The 23367-nt window shown below is 57.9% G+C and carries 18 protein-coding genes; 8 read left to right on the top strand and 10 right to left on the bottom strand.

The window, feature by feature from the left end; all coding sequences use genetic code 11:
* Positions 1-255 precede the first annotated feature (255 nt).
* The gene (locus NL64_RS10880) at positions 256-1029 is read right to left on the bottom strand and encodes a hypothetical protein (protein WP_034148096.1); all 774 of its coding nucleotides are present in this window, start codon (positions 1027-1029) and stop codon (positions 256-258) included.
* Positions 1030-1455: 426 nt separating this feature from the next.
* Between NL64_RS10880 and NL64_RS10885 the strand changes: the two genes are divergently transcribed.
* From NL64_RS10885 to NL64_RS10900, 4 genes are all read left to right on the top strand, one after another.
* Positions 1456-3186, top strand: a complete 1731-nt coding sequence (locus NL64_RS10885; RefSeq protein WP_034148097.1) for a type I restriction-modification system subunit M — start codon at positions 1456-1458, stop codon at positions 3184-3186.
* Positions 3176-4444: a restriction endonuclease subunit S gene (locus NL64_RS10890; protein WP_034148098.1), complete on the top strand. Its 1269-nt coding sequence runs from the start codon at positions 3176-3178 to the stop codon at positions 4442-4444. Before NL64_RS10885 ends, NL64_RS10890 begins: the two co-directional genes overlap by 11 nt.
* Position 4445: 1 nt before the next feature.
* The gene (locus NL64_RS10895; protein ID WP_034148099.1) at positions 4446-5384 is read left to right on the top strand and encodes a COG2958 family protein; all 939 of its coding nucleotides are present in this window, start codon (positions 4446-4448) and stop codon (positions 5382-5384) included.
* Positions 5385-5457: 73 nt separating this feature from the next.
* Complete coding sequence (locus tag NL64_RS10900; RefSeq protein WP_034148100.1) at positions 5458-8580, top strand: type I restriction endonuclease subunit R; 3123 nt, start codon at positions 5458-5460, stop codon at positions 8578-8580.
* Positions 8581-9077: 497 nt separating this feature from the next.
* Here the strand turns inward: NL64_RS10900 and NL64_RS10905 are convergent, their stop codons facing one another.
* The 9 genes from NL64_RS10905 to exaC form a co-directional block, all read right to left on the bottom strand.
* Positions 9078-9830 carry a S24 family peptidase gene (locus tag NL64_RS10905; RefSeq protein WP_034148101.1) on the bottom strand — a complete coding sequence of 251 codons (753 nt, stop codon included), beginning with the start codon at positions 9828-9830 and terminating at the stop codon, positions 9078-9080.
* A 229-nt stretch (positions 9831-10059) separates the two neighbouring features.
* Complete coding sequence (ppa, locus tag NL64_RS10910) at positions 10060-10587, bottom strand: inorganic diphosphatase (RefSeq protein WP_007990564.1); 528 nt, start codon at positions 10585-10587, stop codon at positions 10060-10062.
* Between the two features lie 113 nt (positions 10588-10700).
* On the bottom strand, positions 10701-11513 hold the full coding sequence (locus NL64_RS10915) for a zinc-dependent peptidase (protein ID WP_034148102.1): 813 nt from the start codon (positions 11511-11513) through the stop codon (positions 10701-10703).
* A gap of 6 nt (positions 11514-11519) precedes the next feature.
* Complete coding sequence (locus tag NL64_RS10920) at positions 11520-12176, bottom strand: DedA family protein (RefSeq protein WP_034148103.1); 657 nt, start codon at positions 12174-12176, stop codon at positions 11520-11522.
* 285 nt (positions 12177-12461) lie between these two features.
* Positions 12462-12923 (bottom strand): GNAT family N-acetyltransferase, encoded by a 462-nt coding sequence (locus tag NL64_RS10925; protein WP_034148104.1) that lies wholly within the window; start codon positions 12921-12923, stop codon positions 12462-12464.
* Positions 12924-13038: 115 nt separating this feature from the next.
* Positions 13039-13863 carry an ethanolamine ammonia-lyase subunit EutC gene (gene eutC / locus NL64_RS10930; protein WP_034148105.1) on the bottom strand — a complete coding sequence of 275 codons (825 nt, stop codon included), beginning with the start codon at positions 13861-13863 and terminating at the stop codon, positions 13039-13041.
* An 8-nt stretch (positions 13864-13871) separates the two neighbouring features.
* Positions 13872-15266, bottom strand: a complete 1395-nt coding sequence (locus NL64_RS10935; RefSeq protein WP_034148106.1) for an ethanolamine ammonia-lyase subunit EutB — start codon at positions 15264-15266, stop codon at positions 13872-13874.
* Between the two features lie 182 nt (positions 15267-15448).
* Positions 15449-16819: an ethanolamine permease gene (gene eat / locus NL64_RS10940; protein ID WP_034148107.1), complete on the bottom strand. Its 1371-nt coding sequence runs from the start codon at positions 16817-16819 to the stop codon at positions 15449-15451.
* A 201-nt stretch (positions 16820-17020) separates the two neighbouring features.
* On the bottom strand, positions 17021-18541 hold the full coding sequence (exaC, locus tag NL64_RS10945) for an acetaldehyde dehydrogenase ExaC (protein WP_034148108.1): 1521 nt from the start codon (positions 18539-18541) through the stop codon (positions 17021-17023).
* A gap of 380 nt (positions 18542-18921) precedes the next feature.
* Here exaC and NL64_RS10950 point away from each other — a divergent pair, with 380 nt between their 5' ends.
* The 4 genes from NL64_RS10950 to NL64_RS10965 all read left to right on the top strand — a co-directional run bounded on the left by NL64_RS10950 (position 18922) and on the right by NL64_RS10965 (position 23306).
* A complete protein-coding gene (locus NL64_RS10950) occupies positions 18922-20832 on the top strand; it encodes a sigma-54-dependent Fis family transcriptional regulator (protein WP_034148109.1) in 1911 nt (636 codons plus the stop codon).
* A gap of 218 nt (positions 20833-21050) precedes the next feature.
* A complete protein-coding gene (gene mpl / locus NL64_RS10955) occupies positions 21051-22400 on the top strand; it encodes a UDP-N-acetylmuramate:L-alanyl-gamma-D-glutamyl-meso-diaminopimelate ligase (RefSeq protein ID WP_034148110.1) in 1350 nt (449 codons plus the stop codon).
* Positions 22397-23029 (top strand): flavin prenyltransferase UbiX, encoded by a 633-nt coding sequence (gene ubiX / locus NL64_RS10960; RefSeq protein ID WP_034148111.1) that lies wholly within the window; start codon positions 22397-22399, stop codon positions 23027-23029. The genes mpl and ubiX overlap by 4 nt, the downstream gene beginning before the upstream one ends.
* Positions 23022-23306: a YceK/YidQ family lipoprotein gene (locus NL64_RS10965; protein ID WP_034148112.1), complete on the top strand. Its 285-nt coding sequence runs from the start codon at positions 23022-23024 to the stop codon at positions 23304-23306. Before ubiX ends, NL64_RS10965 begins: the two co-directional genes overlap by 8 nt.
* Positions 23307-23367: the final 61 nt, after the last annotated feature.

The raw sequence follows: 23367 nt of genomic DNA on the forward strand, positions 1-23367 counted from the left end.
TGTGTTGGCCGGACGCTTACAATGGAGTGGGGAGCGTTGCCGCTAATGCAATTGCGGCCATGGAAACGCTAGACCGGAATGCTCAAGACATCACAGGCGCCATCATACGACTACGGCAGTTATAGGTATGACCTACATAAGCGCGTTACAGAATTACTCGGCGCCGGTCTTGGCATTCGTACAACAGCTAAGCATGCGGGTTGCTCTACCACGACCGTGCTGAAAATTCGGGATAAACTTGCAACTCTGCGCACCTCAGGCTCTATTTGATTGTTTTTCCATATTGCGCCAAGCGAAGACAGTAGCCACTAGAGCGATCATGAGCATTCCCAAAATGCTGAGGATTACTATCCTATTTGCAAAGAAGCCACTCAGGCCCTCTCCCCCCATGAGTAGCTTTGTGCCAACTGAGGACGCAGCCAATGTCGCTGCAACCCCGGAAACAGCGGCAGTGAACCATGTAAGCCTGGTGCTTCTATCCTCTATCATGGTCACCTCACCGAAGCTTTTAGCAAGGGTTCCGATCGCGCCCAAAGTTAGAAGCTTGTCTTCTACATCCATCCGCCTGTCTTCTGGAACTAACCCTACGACCTCCGTGATGATCCCCGAGCTTTCGTCTTTCATTTTTTCCCAAGTCAGAGGCTGAGAGCTGGCCCTCACATCCCGAATCAAGGAGTCGATCGCAACGGAGTACTCAGATTTTTGAGGGATGTCGAGGTGTCTACTACGTTGCAGGCGCAACGCAACATCCTGAAGAAGAGAGATAGTTGTACATTCGGGGCGCAGAGCAACGAAGTGAGCCCGCTCAGCTGCGTAGATCAGATTTTCTATGACGCTTTCGGAAAGCTGCTGTTTATTGATCAGGTAGCTCTCAATTACATCCAGCAGCTCAGAGTGAGCGTGTTTCTTCCTTTCGACGGAGGCTGAAACCGAATCCTTTTTCTGCACACGATAAGAGACGTATGCGACCAGGAGACCAATCAGTATGGAAACGATCGATAGCCAGTTATTAATCAGAAATTCTAACATTTGTGCTTCTCAATCCGTTGAGGGTGAGACGATATGAATGAGCCGGATAACCAATAAAAATACTCAAATCCTTTTTAGAAGCACCCACGATGCACCCATGAACTGTTTTTTATTTTTTATGGAGCGCTGGAGGCCTTGTAAAATATGGTTTCCCAGGGCAGGTTCGAACTGCCAACCTTCCCCTTAGGAGAAGGCAGGTATCTGTCATAGTAAACATTTCGCTGTTTGGCGTTACTACGTGTGATAAAGGACATTATCACATATAAAAAGGATGATGGCATGCCGCTACTCAGCGCTCGGCCAAAGCCGGCCAGACACTGATCGAGCTGACCGTTATCATGCAGACCATATTTTGCCCCTGCGCTCCGCGCTCGGGTTTTCGTTTTCAGCGCGCAGTGCAGCTGCGTCGAAGGTTAGGAGCAATCCATGGCGGATCACCACGAAGCCGAGCAAGCCAACAGTCTGGCCGAACAAGCGCTTAGCGCCGCACGCGCCCGTTTGGCCCCCAGCGAAGCCATCGCCAGCACCGAGCCCGAAATCCCCAAACAGAAGACCGGGCGCAAAGCCGCTGCCAGTCAGCCTAGCAATACACTGCAAGATCTAAAAAAAACTCTGTGGGCCACTGCCGACAAGCTGCGGGCCAACATGGACGCCGCCGAATACAAGCACCTGGTGCTCGGCCTGATCTTCCTCAAGTACATCTCCGACAGCTTCGCCGGCCGTCGTGCCGAGCTGGAACGGCGTTTTGCCGATGCCGGCGACGACTACTACCTTGGCAGTGACGACGCCGAACTGCTGGCCAGCGAGTTGGAAGAGCGCGACTACTACAAAGAAGTGAATGTGTTCTGGGTACCGGAAGTGGCGCGTTGGGAATCCATCCGTGCCAACGCCAAACAGGTGGACATCGGCAAGCGCATCGATGACGCCCTGGCCGATATTGAAGCGGAAAACCCGCCACTGAAAAATATCCTCGACAAGCGCTACGCCCGGGCTCATTTGCCAGACGGCAAACTCGGCGAACTGGTCGATCTGATTTCTATCATTGGCTTTGGTGGCGATGTCCACCAGGCCCGCGACCTGCTCGGCCAGGTCTATGAATACTTCCTCGGCCAGTTTGCCAGTGCCGAAGGTAAGCGCGGCGGACAGTTCTACACCCCGGCCAGTATCGTCAAAACTCTGGTCGCGGTGCTCAACCCGCACCATGGCAAGGTCTACGACCCCTGCTGCGGCTCGGGTGGCATGTTTGTGCAGTCGGAAAAATTCATTGAGTCCCACGGCGGCAAGCTCGGCGACGTGTCGATCTACGGCCAGGAGTCCAACCCGACCACCTGGCGTTTGGCGGCAATGAACCTAGCGATCCGCGGCATTGATTTCAACCTTGGCCGTGAGCCCGCCGACACCTTTATCCGCAACCAGCACAGCGACCTGCGCGCCGATTTCGTCCTGGCCAACCCGCCGTTCAACATCAGCGACTGGTGGCACGGCAGCCTCGAAGGTGACCCGCGCTGGGTGTATGGCACGCCGCCGCCAGGCAATGCCAACTACGCCTGGCTGCAGCACATGCTTTACCACTTAAAATCCAGCGGCCGCGCCGGCATCGTCCTGGCCAACGGCTCGATGAGCTCCAGCCAGAACAGCGAAGGCGACATCCGCCGCGCCATGGTTGAGGCCGATGTGGTCGAAGTGATGGTCGCGTTGCCCGGTCAGTTGTTCTTCAACACGCAGATCCCCGCCTGCTTGTGGTTCCTCACTAAACAGAAGGTCGCTCGTCCTGGCGAGGTGCTGTTTATCGATGCGCGCAAGCTCGGTACTAACGTAAGCCGGGTGCAGATCGAGCTGCTCGACAGCGACATCGAGCGCATTGCCCAAACCGTAGCCAACTGGCGCGGGGTACCGCTGGATGTCGGCGGTGAAATCGCCGAATACGCTGACATCCCCGGCTTCTGCCGCAGCGTACCTCTGGCGGAAATCGCCGAGCACGGCCATGTGCTGACCCCAGGGCGTTATGTCGGCGCCGAAGCGATCGAAGACGACGACGAAGCTTTTGCTGAAAAGATGCAGAATCTCACAGCGCTACTTGGTGAGCAGTTGGCCAAGGGCGCGGAACTCGATCAGTCGATCCGCCAGACGCTAGAGAGGATAGGCTATGAGTTCTGAGTGGCAGGAAGCAACATGGGGTGATATTGCTACCCTTGAGTATGGTAAGTCTATTCGTGACTATAAAAACGCAGGGGGAGGTTTCCCTGTTTACGGAACTAATGGGCCTATTGGTTGGCATCACACTCCGCTATGTCCGTGTGCAGGTATAGTAATAGGGCGGAAAGGAGCGTATAGAGGCGTTCATTACAGCCAGATTCCGTTTTTTGTGATCGATACTGCGTTTTATTTGAAGCCTAAGATTGGACTCAATATAAAATGGGCCTACTACTCAATTTTGACTTATGACATCAATGGAATGGATTCTGGCTCAGCGATTCCATCGACAAGTCGGGACGATTTTTATCAGCTTCCTGTCAGAATTCCGAGCTTGAGTGAGCAACAACAGGTTGCTGAAACTCTGGGAGCGCTTGACGACCGCATCACCCTGCTACGCGAAACCAACGCCACCCTGGAAGCCATCGCCCAAGCGCTGTTCAAGTCCTGGTTCGTCGATTTCGACCCGGTGCGGGCCAAGGCAGAAGGGCTTGAGCCGGAAGGGATGGATGCGGCCACCGCCGCGCTGTTTCCGGATAGCTTTGAAGAGTCCGAGCTGGGGTTGGTGCCAAAGGGATGGAAGGCTGGTTCTATTGGTGATATTGCTGTCGTTAAAAGCGGATTTGCATTTAAAAGTAATGTTTTTTGTGAGTCGGGTATTCCCGTAGTAAAAATTAAAAACATTGTTGGTGACGGAACCGTTGATCTAGAAAACGTGCAGTACGTTGATCATGATCAAGCGCAAAAATCTAAAAAATTTGCTTTGCAAGATGGTGATATCTTGATGGCTATGACGGGGGCTACAATTGGGAAGACGGGAGTGGTTGTTACGTGCGAGGGCGAAACACCGCTTCTCAATCAGCGCGTAGCTAAATTCGAACCTAAGTTATCAAATCAAAGCAATAGATGGCTAGTATATATCGCATTTAAAAATTTATTTATGATTGATCAAATAGTAAATGGGGCGAGCGGTAGTGCTCAGGCAAATATAAGTACCACTGGGATTGAAAGCGCAAGGTTAGTTCTCCCGATAAATGATGAGGTTCTAAAGGCGTTTGACGACATAGCATCCATAATTTTTTCAGGATGGATTGAAAATCACAAAAGAGTCAAAACCCTCACCCAAATCCGCGATACCTTGCTGCCGCGCCTGATCTCCGGCCAGATGCGCCTGCCGGAAACGGAAGCCGCCATCGATAATATGTTGTCGGTGGCTGTCTGATATGGCCCTGAATCTCCGTCAACGTGTCATCGAACGCTTGCAAAGCCTGCCAGATACCCAACAAACCGCCCGCGAACTGGCGCAGTGGATATTCGAGCAATTTCCTGCCGAATGCGCGGTCAAGAAAGCGGGTAGTGCCAGCTATATGCAAACCGACGCCGACTTGGTTCAACAGTTAGTGGCGGAAATTTCTGGGTCCCGTCCACGCTGGCAGCAGAAACATCTCCAGCTCAAGACGACCGAAGGCCGCCCGCGCCGCTACTATTGGTCGGAGATGGATGCCAGTGCCGAGGTGGCAGCTGCTGAAGGAATTACCGAGCCAACCACCCACCAGGCAGAGCGTTCTGTCGTACGTGAGCATGCACTTTATCCCTTGCTGGCTCAGTACCTGTTAACGGATGAGCAGCGGGTGTACGCCATGCGAATCGACGAAAAACGCTCTTCCAACCGATTGGGTAGCGGTGGCAACGACTGGCTGCACCCAGACTTGGTTGGCATGGAAGACCTGACTGCTGGTTGGACTCGTGAGTTACGCGATTGCGTCGGTGTGCAGGGTGAGCGTCGTGCCCGCTTGTGGTCCTTTGAAGCCAAACTACTGCTCAATCGTTCCAATGCACGCAAGAGTTTCTTCCAGGCCGTGTCCAATTCATCTTGGGCAAATTTTGGCTACCTAGTGGCAGCCACGGTGGAGGGCGACGGCACGCTCAAAGAATTACGCATGCTCGCCGCAGCTCATGGCATTGGGGTTATTCAGCTCGATGTACAGAGTCCTACGGAAAGCCAGATTCTGATCCCTGCTCGTGAACGCAGCGAAATCGACTGGGATATGTGTAACCGACTGACTGAAGAGAATGGCGACTTCGCCGAGTTCATTGGCCGCATACGTCGCTTCCACCAGACCGGCGAACTGTCGGCCAGGGAGTGGGAAGCCAGCGCGTGATGACATTAGCTTTATTGTACAACGGGTGGGCAGGCGGCCCTGAGCCCGAGGCCTTGGCTGGGGAGCCTAGCGTATGACCGAAGACCAATTAGAACAGGAAACACTCGGCTGGCTGGCAGAGGCGGGCTACACCCACCTGTACGGCCCGACTATCGCCTATGACGGCGAAAGCCCTGAGCGTGACAACTACCGTCAGGTGGTCTTGGTCGAGCGCCTGCGCAGCGCCATGGCCAGGCTCAATCCCAAGGTGCCACTGGCCGCACGCGAAGATGCGCTCAAGCAGGTACTCGAGCTGGGCCTGCCGGTGCAGCTGTCGGCCAACCGCCTGTTCCATCGTCTATTGGTCAGCGGCGTACCGATACAGTACCAAAAAGAAGGTGAAACCCGCGGCGACTTCGTCCGTTTGATCGACTGGGTTGAGGTGAAAGCCAACGACTGGGTGGCCATCAATCAGTTCAGCATCCAGGGGCTGAAACACACCCGGCGTCCTGACATCATCCTGTTCATCAACGGCCTGCCGTTGGTGTTGCTGGAGCTGAAGAACCCGGCCGATGTGAAAGCTGACCTGGACAAAGCCTTCGACCAGATCCAGACCTATAAGGAGCAGATCCCGGATCTGTTCCAGTACAACGAAATCCTAGTGATTGCCGACGGTAGCGAAGCGCGCATGGGCTCGTTGTCGGCCGATTCCGAACGCTTCATGAACTGGCGCACCATCGATGGCCAGGATCTCGACCCGCTGGGTCAATTTAACGAACTGGAGACCCTGGTACGTGGTGCCCTGGCGCCGAAGATGCTGCTCGATTACCTGCGCTACTTCGTGCTGTTTGAGGATGACGGCCGGCTGGTGAAAAAGATTGCCGGCTATCACCAGTTCCACGCCGTGCGCGCCGCCATTGGGCAGGTGGTCAGCGCCTCGCGTCCTGGCGGCAGCCATAAGGGCGGGGTGGTCTGGCACACCCAAGGCTCGGGCAAGAGCATCACCATGACCTGCTTCGCCGCCCGGGTGATGCAGGAAGCGGCGATGGAAAACCCGACCATCGTGGTGATCACCGATCGCAACGACCTGGACGGCCAGTTGTTCGGGGTGTTTTCGCTGTCCCAGGATCTGCTGCGTGAGCAGCCCGTCCAGGTGGAGTCACGCGGTGACTTGCGCAGCAAACTAGCCAATCGACCGAGTGGCGGCATTGTCTTTGCCACCATCCAGAAATTCATGCCGGGTGCAGACGAAGACACGTTCCCGGTGCTGTCCGACCGCTCGAATATCGTGGTCATTGCCGACGAAGCGCATCGCACCCAATACGGCTTTGGTGCTGAGTTGAAAGTCTCAGAAGCAACGCCTGACATCACGAGCCAGACCCGTTACCAGGTGGGCTATGCCCAGCACCTGCGCGATGCGTTGCCAAACGCCACTTTCGTGGCCTTTACCGGCACCCCGGTGTCCAGCGAAGACCGTGACACCCGTTCGGTGTTTGGTGAATACATTCACGTCTACGACATGCAGCAGGCCACCGAAGACGGTGCGACCGTCGCCATCTACTACGAATCACGTCTGGCTAAGTTGTCCTTGAAAGACAGCGAGCTACCCGCGATCGACGATCAGGTCGATGAACTGGCCGAAGATGAAGAGGACGACCAGCAGTCACGCCTAAAAAGCCGCTGGGCCGCCCTGGAAAAAGTGGTCGGCGCCGAGCCTCGGATTCACAGCGTGGCGGCCGACCTGGTCACACACTTTGAAGAGCGTAATCAGGGGCTGGTGAGCATGGGGCAGATGCCCGGCAAGGCCATGGTGGTGGCCATGAGCCGCGAGATCTGTGTGCACCTGTACAACGAGATTGTCGCCTTGCGTCCTGAATGGCACGACGAAGATCCGGAGAAAGGTGCGATCAAGATCGTCATGACCGGCAGCGCCTCGGATAAAGCCTTGTTGCGACCGCACATCTATTCCGGTCAACTTAAAAAGCGTCTGGAAAAACGCTTCAAGGACCCGCTCGACCCACTCAAGCTGGTGATCGTCCGTGACATGTGGCTGACCGGCTTCGACGCACCCTGCGTCCATACCCTGTACGTGGACAAGCCCATGAAGGCCCATAACCTGATGCAGGCCATTGCCCGGGTTAACCGTGTCTTCAAGGACAAGCTGGGCGGCCTGGTGGTCGACTACATCGGTATCGCCAATGAGCTGAAAGCCGCGCTCAAGGAATACACCGGCAGCAAGGGCAAGGGACGGCCGACCGTGGATGCCCATGAAGCCTATTCGGTACTGGAGGAGAAGCTCGACGTCCTGCGCAACTTGCTGCATGGCTACGATTACAGCGATTTCCTCACCGGCGGCCACAAGCTGCTCGCCGGGGCCGCCAACCATGTGTTGGGGCTGGAAGATGGCAAGAAGCGCTTTGCCGACACCGCGCTGGCCATGGGCAAGGCCTTCACCCTGTGCTGCACCTTGGATGAAGCCAAAGCTGTCCGTGAGGAAGTGGCGTTCTTCCAGGCGATCAAGGTGATCTTGATCAAGCGTGAAGTCAGCCAGCAGAAAAAAACCGACGAAGAGCGCGAGCTGGCCATCCGCCAGATCATCGGCAATGCCGTGGTCTCCGGCGAGGTGGTGGACATTTTCCAGGCGGTGGGCCTGGATAAACCCAATATCGGCCTGCTCGACGACGCGTTTCTCGCTGAGGTGCGCAATCTTCCTGAGAAGAACCTGGCGGTCGAGCTGCTGGAGCGTTTGCTCGAAGGCGAGATCAAGAGCCGTTACAGCACCAACCTGGCCCAGGAGAAGAAGTTCTCCGAGCTGCTGGCCAATGTGATCCAACGCTACCAAAACCGCTCGATCGAAACCGCCCAGGTCATCGAAGAGCTGATCGGAATGGCCAAGAAATTCGCCGCCGCGAGTCAGCGCGGCGATGCACTTGGACTCAACGATGACGAACTGGCGTTCTACGATGCCTTGGCCAACAACGAGGCTTCGGTACGTGAACTGGGTGACAAGATCCTGGCCAAAATTGCCCACGAACTGACCGCCAGCTTGCGGGCTAACGTCAGTGTCGATTGGAGCAGCCGTGAAAGCGTGCGGGCCAAATTGCGCATCCTGGTGCGTCGAATTCTGCGCAAGTACAAGTACCCGCCGGATCAAGCCGAGGAAGCGGCCCAGTTGATACTCAATCAGGCGGAGACGCTCTGTGAGGCGTGGCTATAGGAGTGAGCTATGAGACGACACAGATCGTTGGTGCCACAGAAATCGAGTCGATGGAGCAGCGGCTAACCAAGCGTTTGGGTGTGGGTCAAAGTGTGGGTCAAAGATGGTGTTTTGTATTCGGCCCGCACTCTACGTGGCTTTCAGGCATTAAAAAGCCGGCTTGTGGCCGGCTTCTCGGGGACTGGCTTGGTTCATTTTTGGTAAACCGCGCCAGCCTTCAAAACGTACACCCGGATCTTGCGTCCGGCTGTGGGACTCGGCGAGAAAATCATCTGCCTTGTCGGTGCGATCGGAGCCGCGGGGCGGGTCGATGCAAATGTGGGGCGCAGCATACTGATTTTTTTGGGGAATTCCCAGCTTGGGGTGAATGTTCCCTCTAGGAAGGACAAGATCAAAAGATCGCAGCCTTCGGCAGCTCCTACATGAAAACGTGAATCCCTGTAGGAGCTGTCGGAGGCTGCGATCTTTTGAGTCAATAGCGCGGGCAAGCCATGGTGCTACAGGAACGGCACCTCTGGCCTGCGCTTGTTCAGCGTCGACCACCAGAACACCCAACCCAGTACCCTGATATTTTGTTCCTCGATTTGTGCGGGTCTAAAGACCTCATCCGGGTATTCAGCGCTGTTGTGGCTGCGCATGCGCAGCGAGTTGCCCGGAACGCGATGCAGGTATTTGATCCGCAACATGCCGTCATGCTCGATGGCGTAGATCTCGCCATCAATAATTTGCGTGAGCCCGCGGTCAATGGCGAGGATCGAACCATTTTCAATTTTCTCCGCCATGCTGTTGCCGATCATGCGAGTACAGATGGCGTCGGCATGGTTGATTTCCAGGGAGTCGAGATCGCTGCGGGGAAGGCGGATGGACTGACCGGGGTCTTTGATGACATGGGTTTTGTTGGAGTCGGGTGTGATGACTGTTTCTTTGTAGAAGGGCAGTTCGACATCGGTCGGCTCGATGACCCTGTAACAGCCCCGGATCGCTTGGGCGTCGAAGACGTTGCCGGATTCGTCGAGCAGGCGCAGTTCTTTCGAGTTTCTCGGACCTTCGCCGATTTTCAGCCACTCACTGTTTACAGAGAGACGTCTGGCGACCTCTTCCATTCGGTAGTGGGGCACGCCTCGGGTGTACCAGTTGTGGACGTTTTGTGGCTTCTTGATTTTCAAGAACTCGGCAAATTCCGTCGTCGTGATATTCGCCTCTTCGAGGAGCATTTTGAATCGCGCACCGCAGGTTTTGTTCTTTTTCATAAACGCGAGTCTACCCGCGCGGCATAAGGCTTTGATTCAACGAACCGTTCAAATTTCGAGGGAAATTTAAGACTGGATGTAAGACGCTAATGGAGGAAATTAAACAAGGAAAAACTCAAGCGGCCAGATCTTAAACGGCATGTTGACGACGCTTTACGGGCACCCACAAAAAACCCCGGATTTACCGGGGTTTCTCTTAAGGCTTGCAGCTTGACGCTAGCCGCTGCTCTTAGCCTTTATAGGCCGCAACCGACTTGGTGATCGCTTCGCGGGCGGCGTCTGCACCGGCCCAGCCTTCGATTTTCACCCATTTGCCTTTTTCGAGATCTTTGTAGTTCGCGAAGAAGTGCTCGATCTGCTGGATCAGCAGCGCAGGCAGGTCGGTGTATTCCTTCACGTCGACGTACAGCTGGGACAGCTTGTCGTGTGGAACTGCGATGACTTTGGCATCGCCACCGCCGTCGTCGGTCATGTTCAGGATGCCGACTGGACGAGCGCGGATCACCGAACCTGGAGCAACCGGGTAAGGGGTCACGACCAGCACGTCGAGGGGATCACCGTCGTCAGCCAGGGTGTTCGGGATGTAACCGTAGTTGGCCGGGTAGAACATTGGGGTGGCCATGAAACGGTCAACGAACAGGCAATCGCTGTCTTTGTCGATTTCGTATTTGATCGGCGCGTGGTTGGCCGGAATCTCGATCGCGACGTAGATGTCGTTCGGCAGGTCTTTGCCAGCCGGAATCTTGCTGTAGCTCATTGGGCTTTGCCCCCGTTAGTTGACCAGAAACACTTGGCCGGATTGACCAAAAAGTGGCGGCGATTATAGGCATATTCCTACGTCGACGCCACGTACCAGAAGTCGTGTAGACCTTAGTCGTGTGCCTGATAGACCGGGTTCTCGGCGAGAAGTTGCCGCAGCCTTACGAGCGGGTCCTGGCGATAAAACAGCTTCAGTTGCTCGTAGACCTGTGGATAAGCCTCATGCAGCAAGTCCGGGGCGCTGAAGAAGTATTCGCTGGTCACGGCGAAGAACTCCGCTGGGTTTTCGGCGGCATAGGGATCGATAGCCGTCTCTGCATCCGGGTTGCGATCCAGTTGCCGGTCGAGATCGTCGTAGGCTTCTTGCATGACTTTGGCCCAGTCGCTGACCCGCATGTCGGCATGCAGCGGCGGCAGGCCGTTGGCATCGCCGTTGAGCATGTCGAGTTTGTGCGCCAGTTCATGGATGACAAGGTTGTAGCCTTCCCAGCCGCCGCTGGCCATCACACCCGGCCAGGCCAGGATGATCGGGCCTTGTTGCCAGGCTTCACCGCTGTGCTCGCCGTCCCATTCATGCTCGACGCCGCTGGCGTCACGGTGACGCTGGGGGCTCAGGAAGTCGTCGGGGTAAAGGATGATTTCGTGAAAACCCTGATACCAGTTGAGATTACCGAGGTGTAGCAGCGGCAATTGCGCCTGGGCTGCCAGCAGCAGGCGTTGTTCCTGATGCAGCTCGACGCCGGGCAGGGCGGTCAGGTGTTTGTCTTGCAGGAACAGCACGCAGGCTTCGCGCAACCATTGGTCTTCGGCGGCCGTGATGCCATCAAGGAAGCTCAGGTGCTGGCGCACCCGCTGCCACATGTCGTCGGCAATCGGGTGCCTGGTCAGGGTGCGCTGGCGGCGCCAGGCGCTCAGGGACCACATCGCCAATCAGCGGGATTCAGCTTTGGAATTCGAGCCACCGAAGCGGCTGCGGACCACACCGATGATCATCGGTACCAACGACAGCAGAATGATGCCGACGACCAGCAGCGACAGGTTGGACTTGATGAACGGTACGTTGCCGAAGAAGTAGCCGAGGGTAACCAGGCCGCCGACCCACAGGATGGTGCCGAGGATGCTGAAGGCGAAGAAACGCGGGTAAGGCATTTTCGCTACACCGGCGACGAACGGTGCAAACGTACGAATGATGGGCAGGAAACGCGCGAGGGTTACGGTTTTGCCGCCGTGCTTGTCATAGAAATCGTGGGTTTGTTGCAGGTAATCGCGGCGGAAGATCTTCGAATTGGGGTTACTGAACAGGCGTTCCCCGGCCGTTCGTCCGATGATGTAGTTGGTGCTGTCGCCGAGAATCGCCGCCAGCATCAGCAGGCCGCCGAGTAGAACAGGGTCCATGCCACCGCCGGCTGCTACGGCACCGGCGATAAACAGCAGCGAGTCACCCGGCAGGAACGGCATGACCACCAGACCGGTTTCGCAAAAAATCACCAGAAACAGAATGGCGTAGATCCATGGCCCGTAGTTGGTGACCAGCAAATCGAGGTAAACATCGAGATGCAGGATAAGGTCGAGTGGGTTGAAATCCATGGAGGAGCACCTGTGATGACGGCCCGACTCGGCAGGCCTGTGCGGATGACTTCGCGTAAGGCTACAGACGGGTGTAGTTTTTCTTACAAGCCAGGAAGGTCGGCATTATACGGGTAGGCTAGTGAAAAGCGCGTCGAGTTTGTAGCGGGGGATGTCACTCGGACGGTGGGCGCAGTCTGATTTGTAGGAGCAAGCTTGCTCGCGATAGCCGTTTTGCATCCGATAAATGTGTCGAGTGACACATCGCAATCGCGAGCAAGCTTGCTCCTACAGGTTTGATGTTGATCAGAGTTCGTCGCTGATCGGCAGCACGTAGTTTTTGAACTCGGTGTCTTCCTTGAACCCGATGGATTCGTAGGTTTTCTGTGCGACTTCATTATTGCTGCTGGTGGAAACGCGCATGCGCACGGCATTGGTTTCCTTGGCCATTTTCTTCGCGGTGCGGATCAGGTTGTCGGCTACCAATTGGCGGCGGGCGTCTTCGGCGACGTAGATGTCGTTGAGGATCCACACGCGTTTGAGCGAGAGCGACGAAAAACTCGGGTACAACTGACAGAAACCCATCAGTTTGTTGTTGTCGTCATCGGACAGTGCCAGGTAGATCACCGATTCCTTGCGACGCAGGCGTTTCTCGAGGAACGCCCGGGACGAGTCCGGGTACGGCAGGGAGCCATAAAACTCGCGGTATTTGACGAACAACGGGGTCAGCAGGTCCAGGTGTTCGAGGGTCGCTTGAATAATCCGCATGGTAGGTCTCGTCTCAAGTGGCTGTCTTCACGTGCTCTGACGGCAAAAGGTACTCACTGGCAGCCGTGCGTCGATCCTGCCTGAAAATGGAACGAAAGTGCAATGCGGAAGCGGTTCACGCATCCGGCGGACTGAGTAGGAAATTACCTTTCATGTCTGCACCTGCGTCTGACTCCAATGTCTGAACTTGCGCTTCGTCTTTCAAATTGACCCCGGACAGCTGACGCCGACAGGCTTCGCGCATCAAATACAGCAAACGGTGTGCCGCCATGCCATAACTCAGGCCTTCGAGGCGCACGTTGGAGATGCAGTTGCGGTAAGCATCCGTCAGGCCGACCTTGGGGTTGTAGGTGAAATATAAACCCAGACTGTCCGGCGAACTGAGGCCCGGCCGTTCCCCGATCAGAATCACCGTCATTTTTGCCCCCAGCAATTCGCCCACTTCGTCGGCGACCGCAACGCGGCCCTGTTCGACCAATATTATCGGGGCTACCGACCAGTTTTCAGCGCCAACTTGCTCCTCCAGGCGCGCCAGAAATGGCAGGGTATGCCGATGAACGGCCAACGCTGACAAGCCATCGGCGACCACGATGGCCAGATCGACCCCGCCAGGGTTGGCTGAGGCGTAGTCGCGCAAAGCTTGAGCCGATCCAGCGCTCAACTTTCGCCCCAGATCGGGGCGTTGCAGATAGCTGTTACGGTCTATTGCCGCGCTGTGCAGCAAAATACTTTCACGCCCGCGTTCGGCCAGTTGCGCGCTGAGTGCCACATGATCAAACGGCAAGTGCACAGCATCCCGCGCCTGGGCATGGGCGTACTGGAAATCCAGCTGGGCGCGGGTAGGCATGCTGGTGCCGGTGCGTCCCAGAGCAATCCGCGCCGGTGTCAGGCGTCGCAGTTCAAGCCAAGGGTTGTGCGGATCGAAAGGGGGCTTATCCATGTCAACACTCATCCCAGTTGCGCCAAGGCTTGGCGGAAGGCTGACGGCAGGTTGTTGCCGAACAGAACCTTGCCGTCCGCCTGAGTGAATATGCCCATTTTTGCCAGCCACTGTTCGAACTCCGGTGCGGGCTTCAATCCCAGGGTCTGCCGGGCGTAGAGCGCATCGTGGAACGAGGTGGTCTGGTAGTTGAGCATGATGTCGTCGGAGCCGGGGATGCCCATGATGAAGTTGATCCCGGCCACGCCCAGCAAGGTCAACAGAGTGTCCATGTCGTCCTGGTCGGCTTCGGCATGGTTGGTGTAACAGATGTCGCAGCCCATGGGCACGCCCAGCAACTTGCCGCAGAAGTGGTCTTCGAGGCCGGCGCGGATGATCTGTTTGCCGTTGTAGAGATATTCCGGGCCGATAAATCCTACGACGGTGTTCACCAGGAACGGGTTGAAATGGCGCGCCACGGCGTAGGCCCGGGTTTCGCAGGTCTGTTGGTCTACGCCGTGGTGGGCGTTGGCTGACAGGGCGCTGCCCTGGCCGGTTTCGAAATACATCAGGTTGCGCCCGAGGGTGCCGCGATTGAGGCTCAAACCGGCGTCGTAACCTTCTTTCAGCACGTTCAGATTGATACCGAAACTGGCGTTGGCCGCCTCGGTACCGGCGATCGACTGGAACACCAGATCCAGCGGAACGCCGCGATTCACCGCTTCAATCGACGTGGTGACATGGGTCAGCACGCAGGCCTGTGTCGGAATTTCGTAGCGCTGAATAATCGCATCGAGCATTTCCAGCATCGCGCAGATCGAAGCGATGCTGTCAGTGGCCGGGTTGATTCCGATCATGGCATCGCCATTGCCGTGTAGCAGGCCGTCGAGAATGCTCGCGGCGATACCGGCTGGTTCGTCGGTAGGGTGATTGGGTTGCAGACGCGTGGACAGGCGACCGCGCAGGCCCAGGGTGCCGCGAAATTGGGTGACCACACGGATTTTCTGCGCCACCAGCACCAGGTCCTGCACGCGCATGATCTTCGATACGGCGGCGACCATTTCCGGGGTCAGGCCTGGGGCGAGGGCGCGCAGGACCTGTTCATCGGCGGCGTCGCTGAGCAGCCAGTCACGAAAGCCGCCGACGGTGAGGTGGCTGACCACGGCGAAAGCGTGATGGTCGTGGGTATCGATGATCAGCCGGGTAACTTCGTCGGCTTCGTACGGAATCAACACTTCTTCAAGGAAGTGGCTCAGTGGAATGTCGGCCAACGCCATCTGCGCGGCTACGCGCTCGCCATCATTGAGGGCGGCGACACCGGCCAGAAAGTCCCCGGAACGCGCCGGGCTGGCCTTGGCCATGACTTCCTTGAGGCTCTCGAAACGGTAGGTCTGAGCGCCGATGGAATGGGCAAATACGGCCATGGGATGGGTTTCCTTCTGATTCTGTTTCACCGCTAATCCCTGTAGGAGCTGTCGAGTGCAACGAGGCTGCGATCTTTGAAGGCAAGATCAAAAGATCGCAGCCTCGTTGCGCTCGACAGCTCCTACAGGTGGTGTGCACTTCAATGTAGCGGCACCGGGCAACAGGCCCGGCGCCGGTGCAACTAGATACCTTCGAGCATAGCGTCCGCCGGTGCTTCGGAGCGCTGCCGGGCGGTCAGTTGGAAATACAGGTAACCGACCACCATGAAACCGAGGAAAACCAGGCCGATCAAGGTATTGAACCAAGCCATCGCCACCAGACACACCACCGCCAGAAACAGCGCTATGCCCGGCACGATCGGGTAGCCAGGGGCACGGAACGTGCGCTCCAGGTTCGGCTCGGTTTTACGCAGCCTGAACAGGCTCAGCATACTGATGATGTACATCACGATGGCGCCGAAAACCGACATGGTGATCATTGCCGCCGTCAGGCTCATGCCTTGCAGGTTGACCAGTCCGTCGCTGTATATGGCCGCGATACCGATCACGCCGCCGGCGAGGATCGCCCGGTGCGGTGTCTGGAAGCGCGACAGTTTAGCCAGGCCACGAGGCAGATATCCGGCGCGAGCCAGCGCAAAGAACTGCCGCGAGTAGCCGAGGATGATCCCGTGGAAACTCGCCACCAGCCCGAAAAGGCCGATCCACACCAGCATGTGCATCCACGTTGAATTGTTGCCAACCACCGCTTTCATGGCCTGGGGCAGCGGATCATTGATGTTCGACAGCTGACGCCAGTCGCCGACGCCACCGGCCATCACCATCACGCCGATGGCCAGGAACACCAAGGTCAAAATGCCACTGACATAGGCCCTGGGAATCGTGCGTTTCGGGTCCTTGGCTTCTTCGGCGGCCATGGCCGCGCCTTCGATGGCAAGAAAAAACCAGATAGCGAAGGGAATGGCCGCGAAAATGCCGGGAATCGAAGCCATCGTGAACTCATTTGAGCCGGCCCAGCCGTTGAGCACGAAGTTACTGAAGCTGAAGCCCGGAGCGACCACGCCCATGAATACCAGCAATTCGGCGACCGCCAGCACGGTGACCACCAATTCGAAGGTGGCCGCGATGCTGACGCCGAGTATGTTCAGGCCCATGAAGACGAAATAGGCGCCAACGGCGGCGATCTTCGGGTCCAGTTCCGGATATTGAACGTTGAGATAGGCGCCGATCGCCATGGCGATTGCCGGGGGCGCGAAAACGAATTCGATCAGCGTGGCGATGCCGGCGATCAATCCGCCTTTCTCACCAAAGGCGCGGCGGCTGTAGGCAAAGGGTCCGCCAGCGTGGGGAATTGCAGTAGTCAATTCGGTAAAGCTGAAGATGAAGCAGGTGTACATCGTCGCCACCATCAACGCGGTGACGAGAAAACCCAGTGTGCCTGCGGTGCCCCAGCCGTAACTCCAGCCAAAGTATTCGCCGGAAATCACCAGGCCGACGGCAATGCCCCATAAATGCAGGGTGCCGAGTGTGGGTTTGAGCTGTGTGGAAGAAGTCATAAGTCCTCGCTGTCTTTTTTATTTTTTGATCTGTTGGACTTTCGGGAGCTGCATTTGCGTGTAGAGCGGGCACGCAAGGCCCGTGCCAGAGCGGCCAGGCCAGGAGTGTTGTGTCATTTAGGGCGTTATCGCCAGCAAGCCGGCTCCTACAGGTTTACGCGGTCTGTAGTAGCCGGCTTGCTGGCGATAGCAATTACGCGCTTAGAAGAAACCCAACGGATTGATGTCGTAGCTCACCAGGAGGTTTTTGGTCTGCTGATAGTGGTCGAGCATCATTTTGTGGGTTTCACGGCCGACGCCGGATTTTTTGTAGCCACCGAACGCGGCGTGCGCTGGGTACAGGTGGTAGCAGTTGGTCCACACACGACCGGCCTTGATGGCGCGGCCCATGCGATAGGCGCGGTTGATGTCGCGGGTCCAGAGGCCGGCGCCGAGGCCGAACTCGGTGTCGTTGGCGATGGCCAGGGCTTCGGCTTCGTCCTTGAAGGTGGTGATGCTCACCACCGGGCCGAAGATTTCTTCCTGGAACACGCGCATTTTGTTGGTGCCCTTGAGCAGCGTCGGCTGGATGTAATAGCCGCTGGCCAGGTTGCCCTCGAGTTTTTCCACTTTGCCGCCGGTCAGCAGCTCGGCGCCTTCGCCCTTGGCGATTTCCAGGTAGGAAAGGATTTTATCGAATTGCTGCTCGGACGCCTGGGCGCCGACCATGGTGTCGGTGTCCAGCGGGTCGCCACGTTTGATTTGCAGGACTTTCTTCATCACGACGGCCATGAACTCGTCGTAGATCGACTCTTGCACCAGTGCGCGGGAAGGGCAGGTGCAGACTTCGCCCTGGTTGAAGAACGCCAGCACCAGGCCTTCGGCGGCTTTTTCGATGAAGGATGGTTCGGCCTTCATGATGTCTTCGAAGAAGATGTTCGGCGACTTGCCACCCAGCTCCACGGTGGACGGAATGATGTTTTCGGCCGCGCATTTCATGATGTGCGAACCGACCGGGGTCGAGCCGGTGAAGGCGATCTTGGCAATGCGTTTGCTGGTCGCCAGGGCTTCGCCGGCTTCTTTGCCGAAACCTTGCACGATGTTCAGCACGCCCGGCGGCAGCAGGTCGCCGATCAGTTCGACCAGCACGGTGATGCCTAGCGGGGTTTGCTCGGCAGGCTTGAGCACCACGCAGTTGCCGGCAGCCAGGGCCGGGGCGAGTTTCCAGGCGGCCATCAGGATCGGGAAGTTCCACGGGATGATCTGCCCGACCACGCCCAGCGGTTCATGGATGTGATAGGCCACGGTGTTGCCGTCGATCTCGGCGGCGCTGCCTTCCTGCGCACGGATGCAACCGGCGAAGTAGCGGAAGTGGTCGGCGGCCAGCGGGATGTCGGCGTTGAGGGTTTCACGTACGGCTTTGCCGTTGTCCCAGGATTCGGTGATGGCCAGCAGTTCCAGGTTCTGTTCGATGCGGTCGGCGATTTTCAGCAGCACCAGCGAACGCGCCTGGGCGGACGTAGCGCCCCAGGCATCGGCCGCCGCGTGGGCAGCGTCCAGGGCCTTGTCGATGTCTTCGGCCGTGGAACGGGGGAATTCGGCAATTGGTTGGCCATTCACTGGCGAGGTATTGGTGAAGTACTGACCTTTGACAGGCGCGACGAACTCGCCGCCGATGTAGTTACCGTATTTGGCTTTGAACGAAACGATAGCGCCTTCAGTACCGGGGTGAGCGTAACGCATGATGTTTTCTCCTTGGCTTTTGTACTTATAAGAGAGGCGCATGTGCGCTTGCTATAAGCGTAGAGCAAAGGTTGGGCCACTGCCTTGCAGGTCAGGCAAATCAAGGCTTTACACGGGTTTTGTCGGACCGATGGCCGACGTCTGTGACGGTTTCGGTACAGCCCCTGTGACACTTTGTACCGTTTGTGGCACAGCCTGTGACCGGGCAGTCTTGCCAGCATTGCAATGCGCGCTAGGCTGGAGGATGCTCGGTCGCAACCTCTGTAGAAGCTGCCGAAGGCTGCGATCTTTGTTTTTGATTTTTAAGATCAAAAGATCGCAGCCTTCGGCAGCTCCTACAGGGGGACGGGTGAACCTCTAGAGGGGGAGAATAATAAGAAATGCACGACAACCATTTGAGTCGCCATGCCCGGCAAGTGTTGACCGTGACGCAAGGGAAAACCCACCTGCACGGTCCTGGCAGCGATCCGTCCATCGCCCGCTCGTGGTTGCGCTGTCTTGAGGACTATCACCTCGACCCGGCCCTGACCATGGCGCCGACGGTGCTGGAGCATGGCCGTGTCCTCGAAAGCCGCGAACGCCTGCAGCAAGTGCTGCACATCGCCGGCCATGAGATGACCAGCCTGCATCAGCAGCTTTCCGGTGCTGGACACGCGGTGTTGCTGACTGACGCACGCGGCGTGATCCTCAACTGCGTAACCGCGCCCACCGAGCGGAAGATTTTCGAGCGCGCCGGGCTCTGGCTCGGCGCGGACTGGAGCGAAGCCTGCGAAGGCACCAACGGCATCGGCACCTGCCTGGTGGAGCGCCAGTCGCTGACCATCCATCAGGACGAACACTTCCGTGGCCGCCACACCGGCCTGACCTGCTCGGCGAGTCCGGTTTTTGATCCCCACGGCGAATTGCTGGCGGTACTCGATGTGTCCTCGGCGCGGCATGACGTATCGCGTCAAAGTCAGTTCCACACCATGGCCTTGGTCAATCTGTCGGCGAAGATGATCGAGAGTTGCTACTTCCTGCGTTGCTTCGACAATCAATGGTTGCTGCGTTTTCATTTGCAGGCCGAGTCCGTCGGACTGTTCAGCGAAGGATTGTTGGCGTTTGATGGTGAAGGGCGGATCTGCGCGGTCAACCAGAGTGCATTGAACTTGCTGGGGCATGTTCGCGGCGGATTGCTGGGCAAACCGGTGGAGGCGTTTTTCGATTGCTCGCTGGACGAATTGCTCGGTCGCGCCAGCGTGAATGCCAGCGCCAGTTGGCCGCTGCGCACCCGGGATGGGCGGGGGCTGTTCGCCGTTTTGCGTGGGCAGCCTCGGCGTGTGCCGGTGCCGCTGATACCCGGCCCGGTGATTGAAGAGCCTGCGCCGCTGTCAGGGATCTGCCTGGGCGATGCCGCGTTGCAGGCGGATTTCCGTAAATCGTTGCGCGTGTACGAGCGTGATGTGCCCTTGCTGATCAACGGCGAAACCGGCTCAGGCAAAGAGGCTTTCGCCAAAGCCGTGCACCACGCCAGTCAGCGGTCCTCAAAAGCCTTCGTCGCCCTCAACTGCGCGGCCATCCCGGAAAGCCTGATCGAAAGCGAGCTGTTCGGCTATCGCGGCGGCAGCTTCACCGGCGCGCGCAAGGAAGGCATGCGCGGCAAGTTACAGCAGGCCGATGGTGGGACGTTGTTCCTTGATGAAATCGGCGACATGCCCCTGGCCTTGCAGACACGACTGTTGCGGGTGCTGGAGGATCGTCAGGTGGTGCCGATCGGCGGTGAGCCCGAATCGGTCAATGTACGGATCATCAGCGCCACGCACCGCAATCTGCTGGAACGGGTGCAGGACGGCAGTTTTCGCGAGGATTTGTATTACCGGCTCAATGGGCTGGAGGTCAGGTTGCCGGCGTTGCGCGAACGCAGTGACAAGTCGCAGTTGCTGGACTTTTTACTGGCAGAAGAAGCGCGCGGTGAAACGGTGTTGATTGACGGGCCGGCGCGGGAAGCTTTGCTGGGATTTGCCTGGCCGGGCAACGTGCGGCAGTTGCGTAATGTGCTGCGCACGTTGGCGGCGTTGTGTGACGACGGGCGGATCGGGCTCGAGGATTTGCCGGTGATGATTCGCCAGGTGCGGCCCCTGACCGAAGTGGACACTCCAGTGACCGAACATCCACTGGAAGATGCCGAGCGTCTGGCGCTGTTGAATGCGCTGGAGCATACGCGGTGGCATATGACCCATACCGCCGAGCAGCTTGGCGTAAGCCGCAACACCCTCTATCGAAAGCTGCGTAAACACGGTATCGCCCGGTAAAGTGCTTTTGTGGCGAGGGAGCTTGCTCCCGCTCGGCGGCGAAGCCGTCGCCATCCCATCATGCGATTAGCCAAAGCATCCGTGGGCACCCTTTGGGGCTGCTGCGCAGCCCAGCGGGAGCAAGCTCCCTCGCCACATGGATCGCTGTGAATCTCAGCTAAAGAGTGCGAATTTTCCCACCCTAAGCTAACCTGCGGCCATGTTTTACGAGGTCGACTATGCACATTCATATTCTTGGTATCTGCGGCACTTTCATGGGTTCGATGGCGGTTCTGGCCAAAGAGCTGGGCCATCACGTGACGGGCTCCGATGCCAACGTCTATCCGCCGATGAGCACTCAGCTTGAGGCTCAGGGTATCGAGTTGACCCAAGGCTATGATCCGGCGCAGCTCGACCCGGCTCCTGACCTGGTGGTGATCGGCAACGCCATGTCGCGCGGCAACCCGGCAGTCGAATACGTGCTGAACAAAGGCTTGCCGTATGTTTCCGGCCCGCAATGGCTGGCTGACCACGTCCTGCAAGGTCGCTGGGTGCTGGCGGTGGCCGGTACGCACGGCAAGACCACCACCAGCAGCATGCTCGCCTGGGTGTTGGAGCACGCGGGCATGAGCCCGGGCTTCCTGATCGGCGGCGTGCCGCAGAACTTCTCGGTGTCGGCACGGCTGGGCGGTACGCCGTTCTTCGTCATCGAAGCCGATGAATACGACAGCGCCTTTTTCGACAAGCGCTCCAAGTTCGTTCACTACCGCCCGCGTACGGCGATCCTGAACAACCTGGAGTTCGATCACGCCGATATCTTCCCGGACTTGCCAGCGATCGAGCGGCAATTCCACCACTTGGTTCGAACCATCCCGAGCGAAGGCCTGGTGATCCATCCGACCACCGAGCCAGCGTTGCAGCGCGTGATCGAGATGGGTTGCTGGACCCCGGTGCAAACCACCGGTGCCGGCGGCCAATGGCAGGTCAAGTTACACAGTGAGGATGGCTCGAAGTTCGAAGTCATGTTCGAAGGTGTTTCCCAAGGCGTAGTCGAGTGGGACATGACCGGTCAGCACAACGTCGCCAACGCCTTGGCTACCTTGGCCGCGGCCCGTCATGTCGGTGTCGTGCCGTCCATGGGTATTGCCGCGTTGAGCGCGTTCAAAAGCGTGAAACGCCGGATGGAGAAAGTCGCGGAAGTCCGTGGCATCACCATCTATGACGATTTCGCCCATCACCCTACCGCCATCGCCACCACCCTTGATGGCCTGCGCAAACGTATTGGCGACGCCCCGTTGATCGCGATCATCGAGCCGCGCTCCAATTCCATGAAGCTCGGCGCTCACCGCGACGGCTTGCCGGAAAGCGTGGTCGATGCCGATCAGGTGATCTGGTACGCACCGGCCAACCTCGGCTGGGATCTGGCAGGCACGGCGGCGCTGTGCACCGTGCCGTCGATTGTCAGCGACTCGCTGGAAGGCATCATCGAGCGCGTGAAAAGCCAGGCGCAACCGGGCACTCACGTGGTGATCATGAGCAACGGCGGCTTCGGCGGCCTCCACGGCAAACTCGCCGAGGCGCTGAAATGAACAACGGCCCGGACCGCATCACGCTGGCGATGACCGGCGCTTCCGGTGCCCAATACGGTTTGCGCCTGCTCGACTGTCTGGTGCGTGAAGACCGCGAAGTGCACTTCCTGATATCCAAAGCCGCGCAACTGGTGATGGCCACCGAAACCGACGTCACGCTGCCGGCCAAGCCGCAGATGATGCAGGCGTTCCTCACCGAATACACCGGCGCAACCGCCGGGCAGATTCGCGTGTATGGCAAGGAAGACTGGATGTCGCCGGTGGCTTCGGGCTCCGGTTCGCCAGCGGCGATGGTAGTGGTGCCGTGTTCCACCGGCACCCTGTCGGCCATCGCCACCGGCGCCTGCAATAACCTGATCGAGCGTGCCGCCGACGTGACGTTGAAAGAGCGCCGGCAGCTGATTCTGGTGCCGCGTGAGGCCCCGTATTCGAGCATCCATCTGGAGAACATGCTCAAGTTGTCGAACATGGGCGTGACGATTCTGCCGGCATCGCCGGGTTTCTATCATCAGCCACAAACCATCGACGATCTGGTCGACTTCGTCGTGGCGCGGATTCTCAACCTGTTGAACATTCCCCAGGACATGCTGCCGCGTTGGGGCGAACACCATCTGACCAGCGATGAATAAGCTGCTGATCATCCTGCTGGCGCTCCAGCTGGCAGGGTGCGCAACGGCGCGCACCCTCGATGCTGCCAAGCCGGGGGCGCCGGTGGTGTATTCGGGCACGCGGCTGGATTTGTATGCCATGAACGGCGGCTGTTGCGCCATGGACCGATTCGGTGCCGAAGCGCCGAGCTATCCCGGTGTAGACCTGCCGGCCAGTGCATTGCTCGACACGCTGTTGTTGCCGCTGTCGTTGCTTACGGTTTTAGGCGTGAGTTTTCAGGCGACGGGCGGGTTGTAGAGGCGAACTTGGCTTTTTGTGGCGAGGGAGCTTGCTCCCGCTGGACTGCCCAGCAGTCCCT

Origin of the sequence: Pseudomonas fluorescens, assembly GCF_000802965.1 — a bacterium.
Lineage (GTDB): Bacteria > Pseudomonadota > Gammaproteobacteria > Pseudomonadales > Pseudomonadaceae > Aquipseudomonas > Aquipseudomonas fluorescens_A.

Excerpts from the sequence above, each read along its gene's own strand:
- NL64_RS10880 (WP_034148096.1), bottom strand. The coding sequence starts at position 1,029 with ATGTTAGAATTTCTGATTAATAACTGGCTATCGATCGTTTCCATACTG.
- NL64_RS10885 (WP_034148097.1), top strand. The coding sequence starts at position 1,456 with ATGGCGGATCACCACGAAGCCGAGCAAGCCAACAGTCTGGCCGAACAA.
- NL64_RS10890 (WP_034148098.1), top strand. The coding sequence starts at position 3,176 with ATGAGTTCTGAGTGGCAGGAAGCAACATGGGGTGATATTGCTACCCTT.
- NL64_RS10895 (WP_034148099.1), top strand. The coding sequence starts at position 4,446 with ATGGCCCTGAATCTCCGTCAACGTGTCATCGAACGCTTGCAAAGCCTG.
- NL64_RS10900 (WP_034148100.1), top strand. The coding sequence starts at position 5,458 with ATGACCGAAGACCAATTAGAACAGGAAACACTCGGCTGGCTGGCAGAG.
- NL64_RS10905 (WP_034148101.1), bottom strand. The coding sequence starts at position 9,830 with ATGAAAAAGAACAAAACCTGCGGTGCGCGATTCAAAATGCTCCTCGAA.
- ppa (WP_007990564.1), bottom strand. The coding sequence starts at position 10,587 with ATGAGCTACAGCAAGATTCCGGCTGGCAAAGACCTGCCGAACGACATC.
- NL64_RS10915 (WP_034148102.1), bottom strand. The coding sequence starts at position 11,513 with ATGTGGTCCCTGAGCGCCTGGCGCCGCCAGCGCACCCTGACCAGGCAC.
- NL64_RS10920 (WP_034148103.1), bottom strand. The coding sequence starts at position 12,176 with ATGGATTTCAACCCACTCGACCTTATCCTGCATCTCGATGTTTACCTC.
- NL64_RS10925 (WP_034148104.1), bottom strand. The coding sequence starts at position 12,923 with ATGCGGATTATTCAAGCGACCCTCGAACACCTGGACCTGCTGACCCCG.
- eutC (WP_034148105.1), bottom strand. The coding sequence starts at position 13,863 with ATGGATAAGCCCCCTTTCGATCCGCACAACCCTTGGCTTGAACTGCGA.
- NL64_RS10935 (WP_034148106.1), bottom strand. The coding sequence starts at position 15,266 with ATGGCCGTATTTGCCCATTCCATCGGCGCTCAGACCTACCGTTTCGAG.
- eat (WP_034148107.1), bottom strand. The coding sequence starts at position 16,819 with ATGACTTCTTCCACACAGCTCAAACCCACACTCGGCACCCTGCATTTA.
- exaC (WP_034148108.1), bottom strand. The coding sequence starts at position 18,541 with ATGCGTTACGCTCACCCCGGTACTGAAGGCGCTATCGTTTCGTTCAAA.
- NL64_RS10950 (WP_034148109.1), top strand. The coding sequence starts at position 18,922 with ATGCACGACAACCATTTGAGTCGCCATGCCCGGCAAGTGTTGACCGTG.
- mpl (WP_034148110.1), top strand. The coding sequence starts at position 21,051 with ATGCACATTCATATTCTTGGTATCTGCGGCACTTTCATGGGTTCGATG.
- ubiX (WP_034148111.1), top strand. The coding sequence starts at position 22,397 with ATGAACAACGGCCCGGACCGCATCACGCTGGCGATGACCGGCGCTTCC.
- NL64_RS10965 (WP_034148112.1), top strand. The coding sequence starts at position 23,022 with ATGAATAAGCTGCTGATCATCCTGCTGGCGCTCCAGCTGGCAGGGTGC.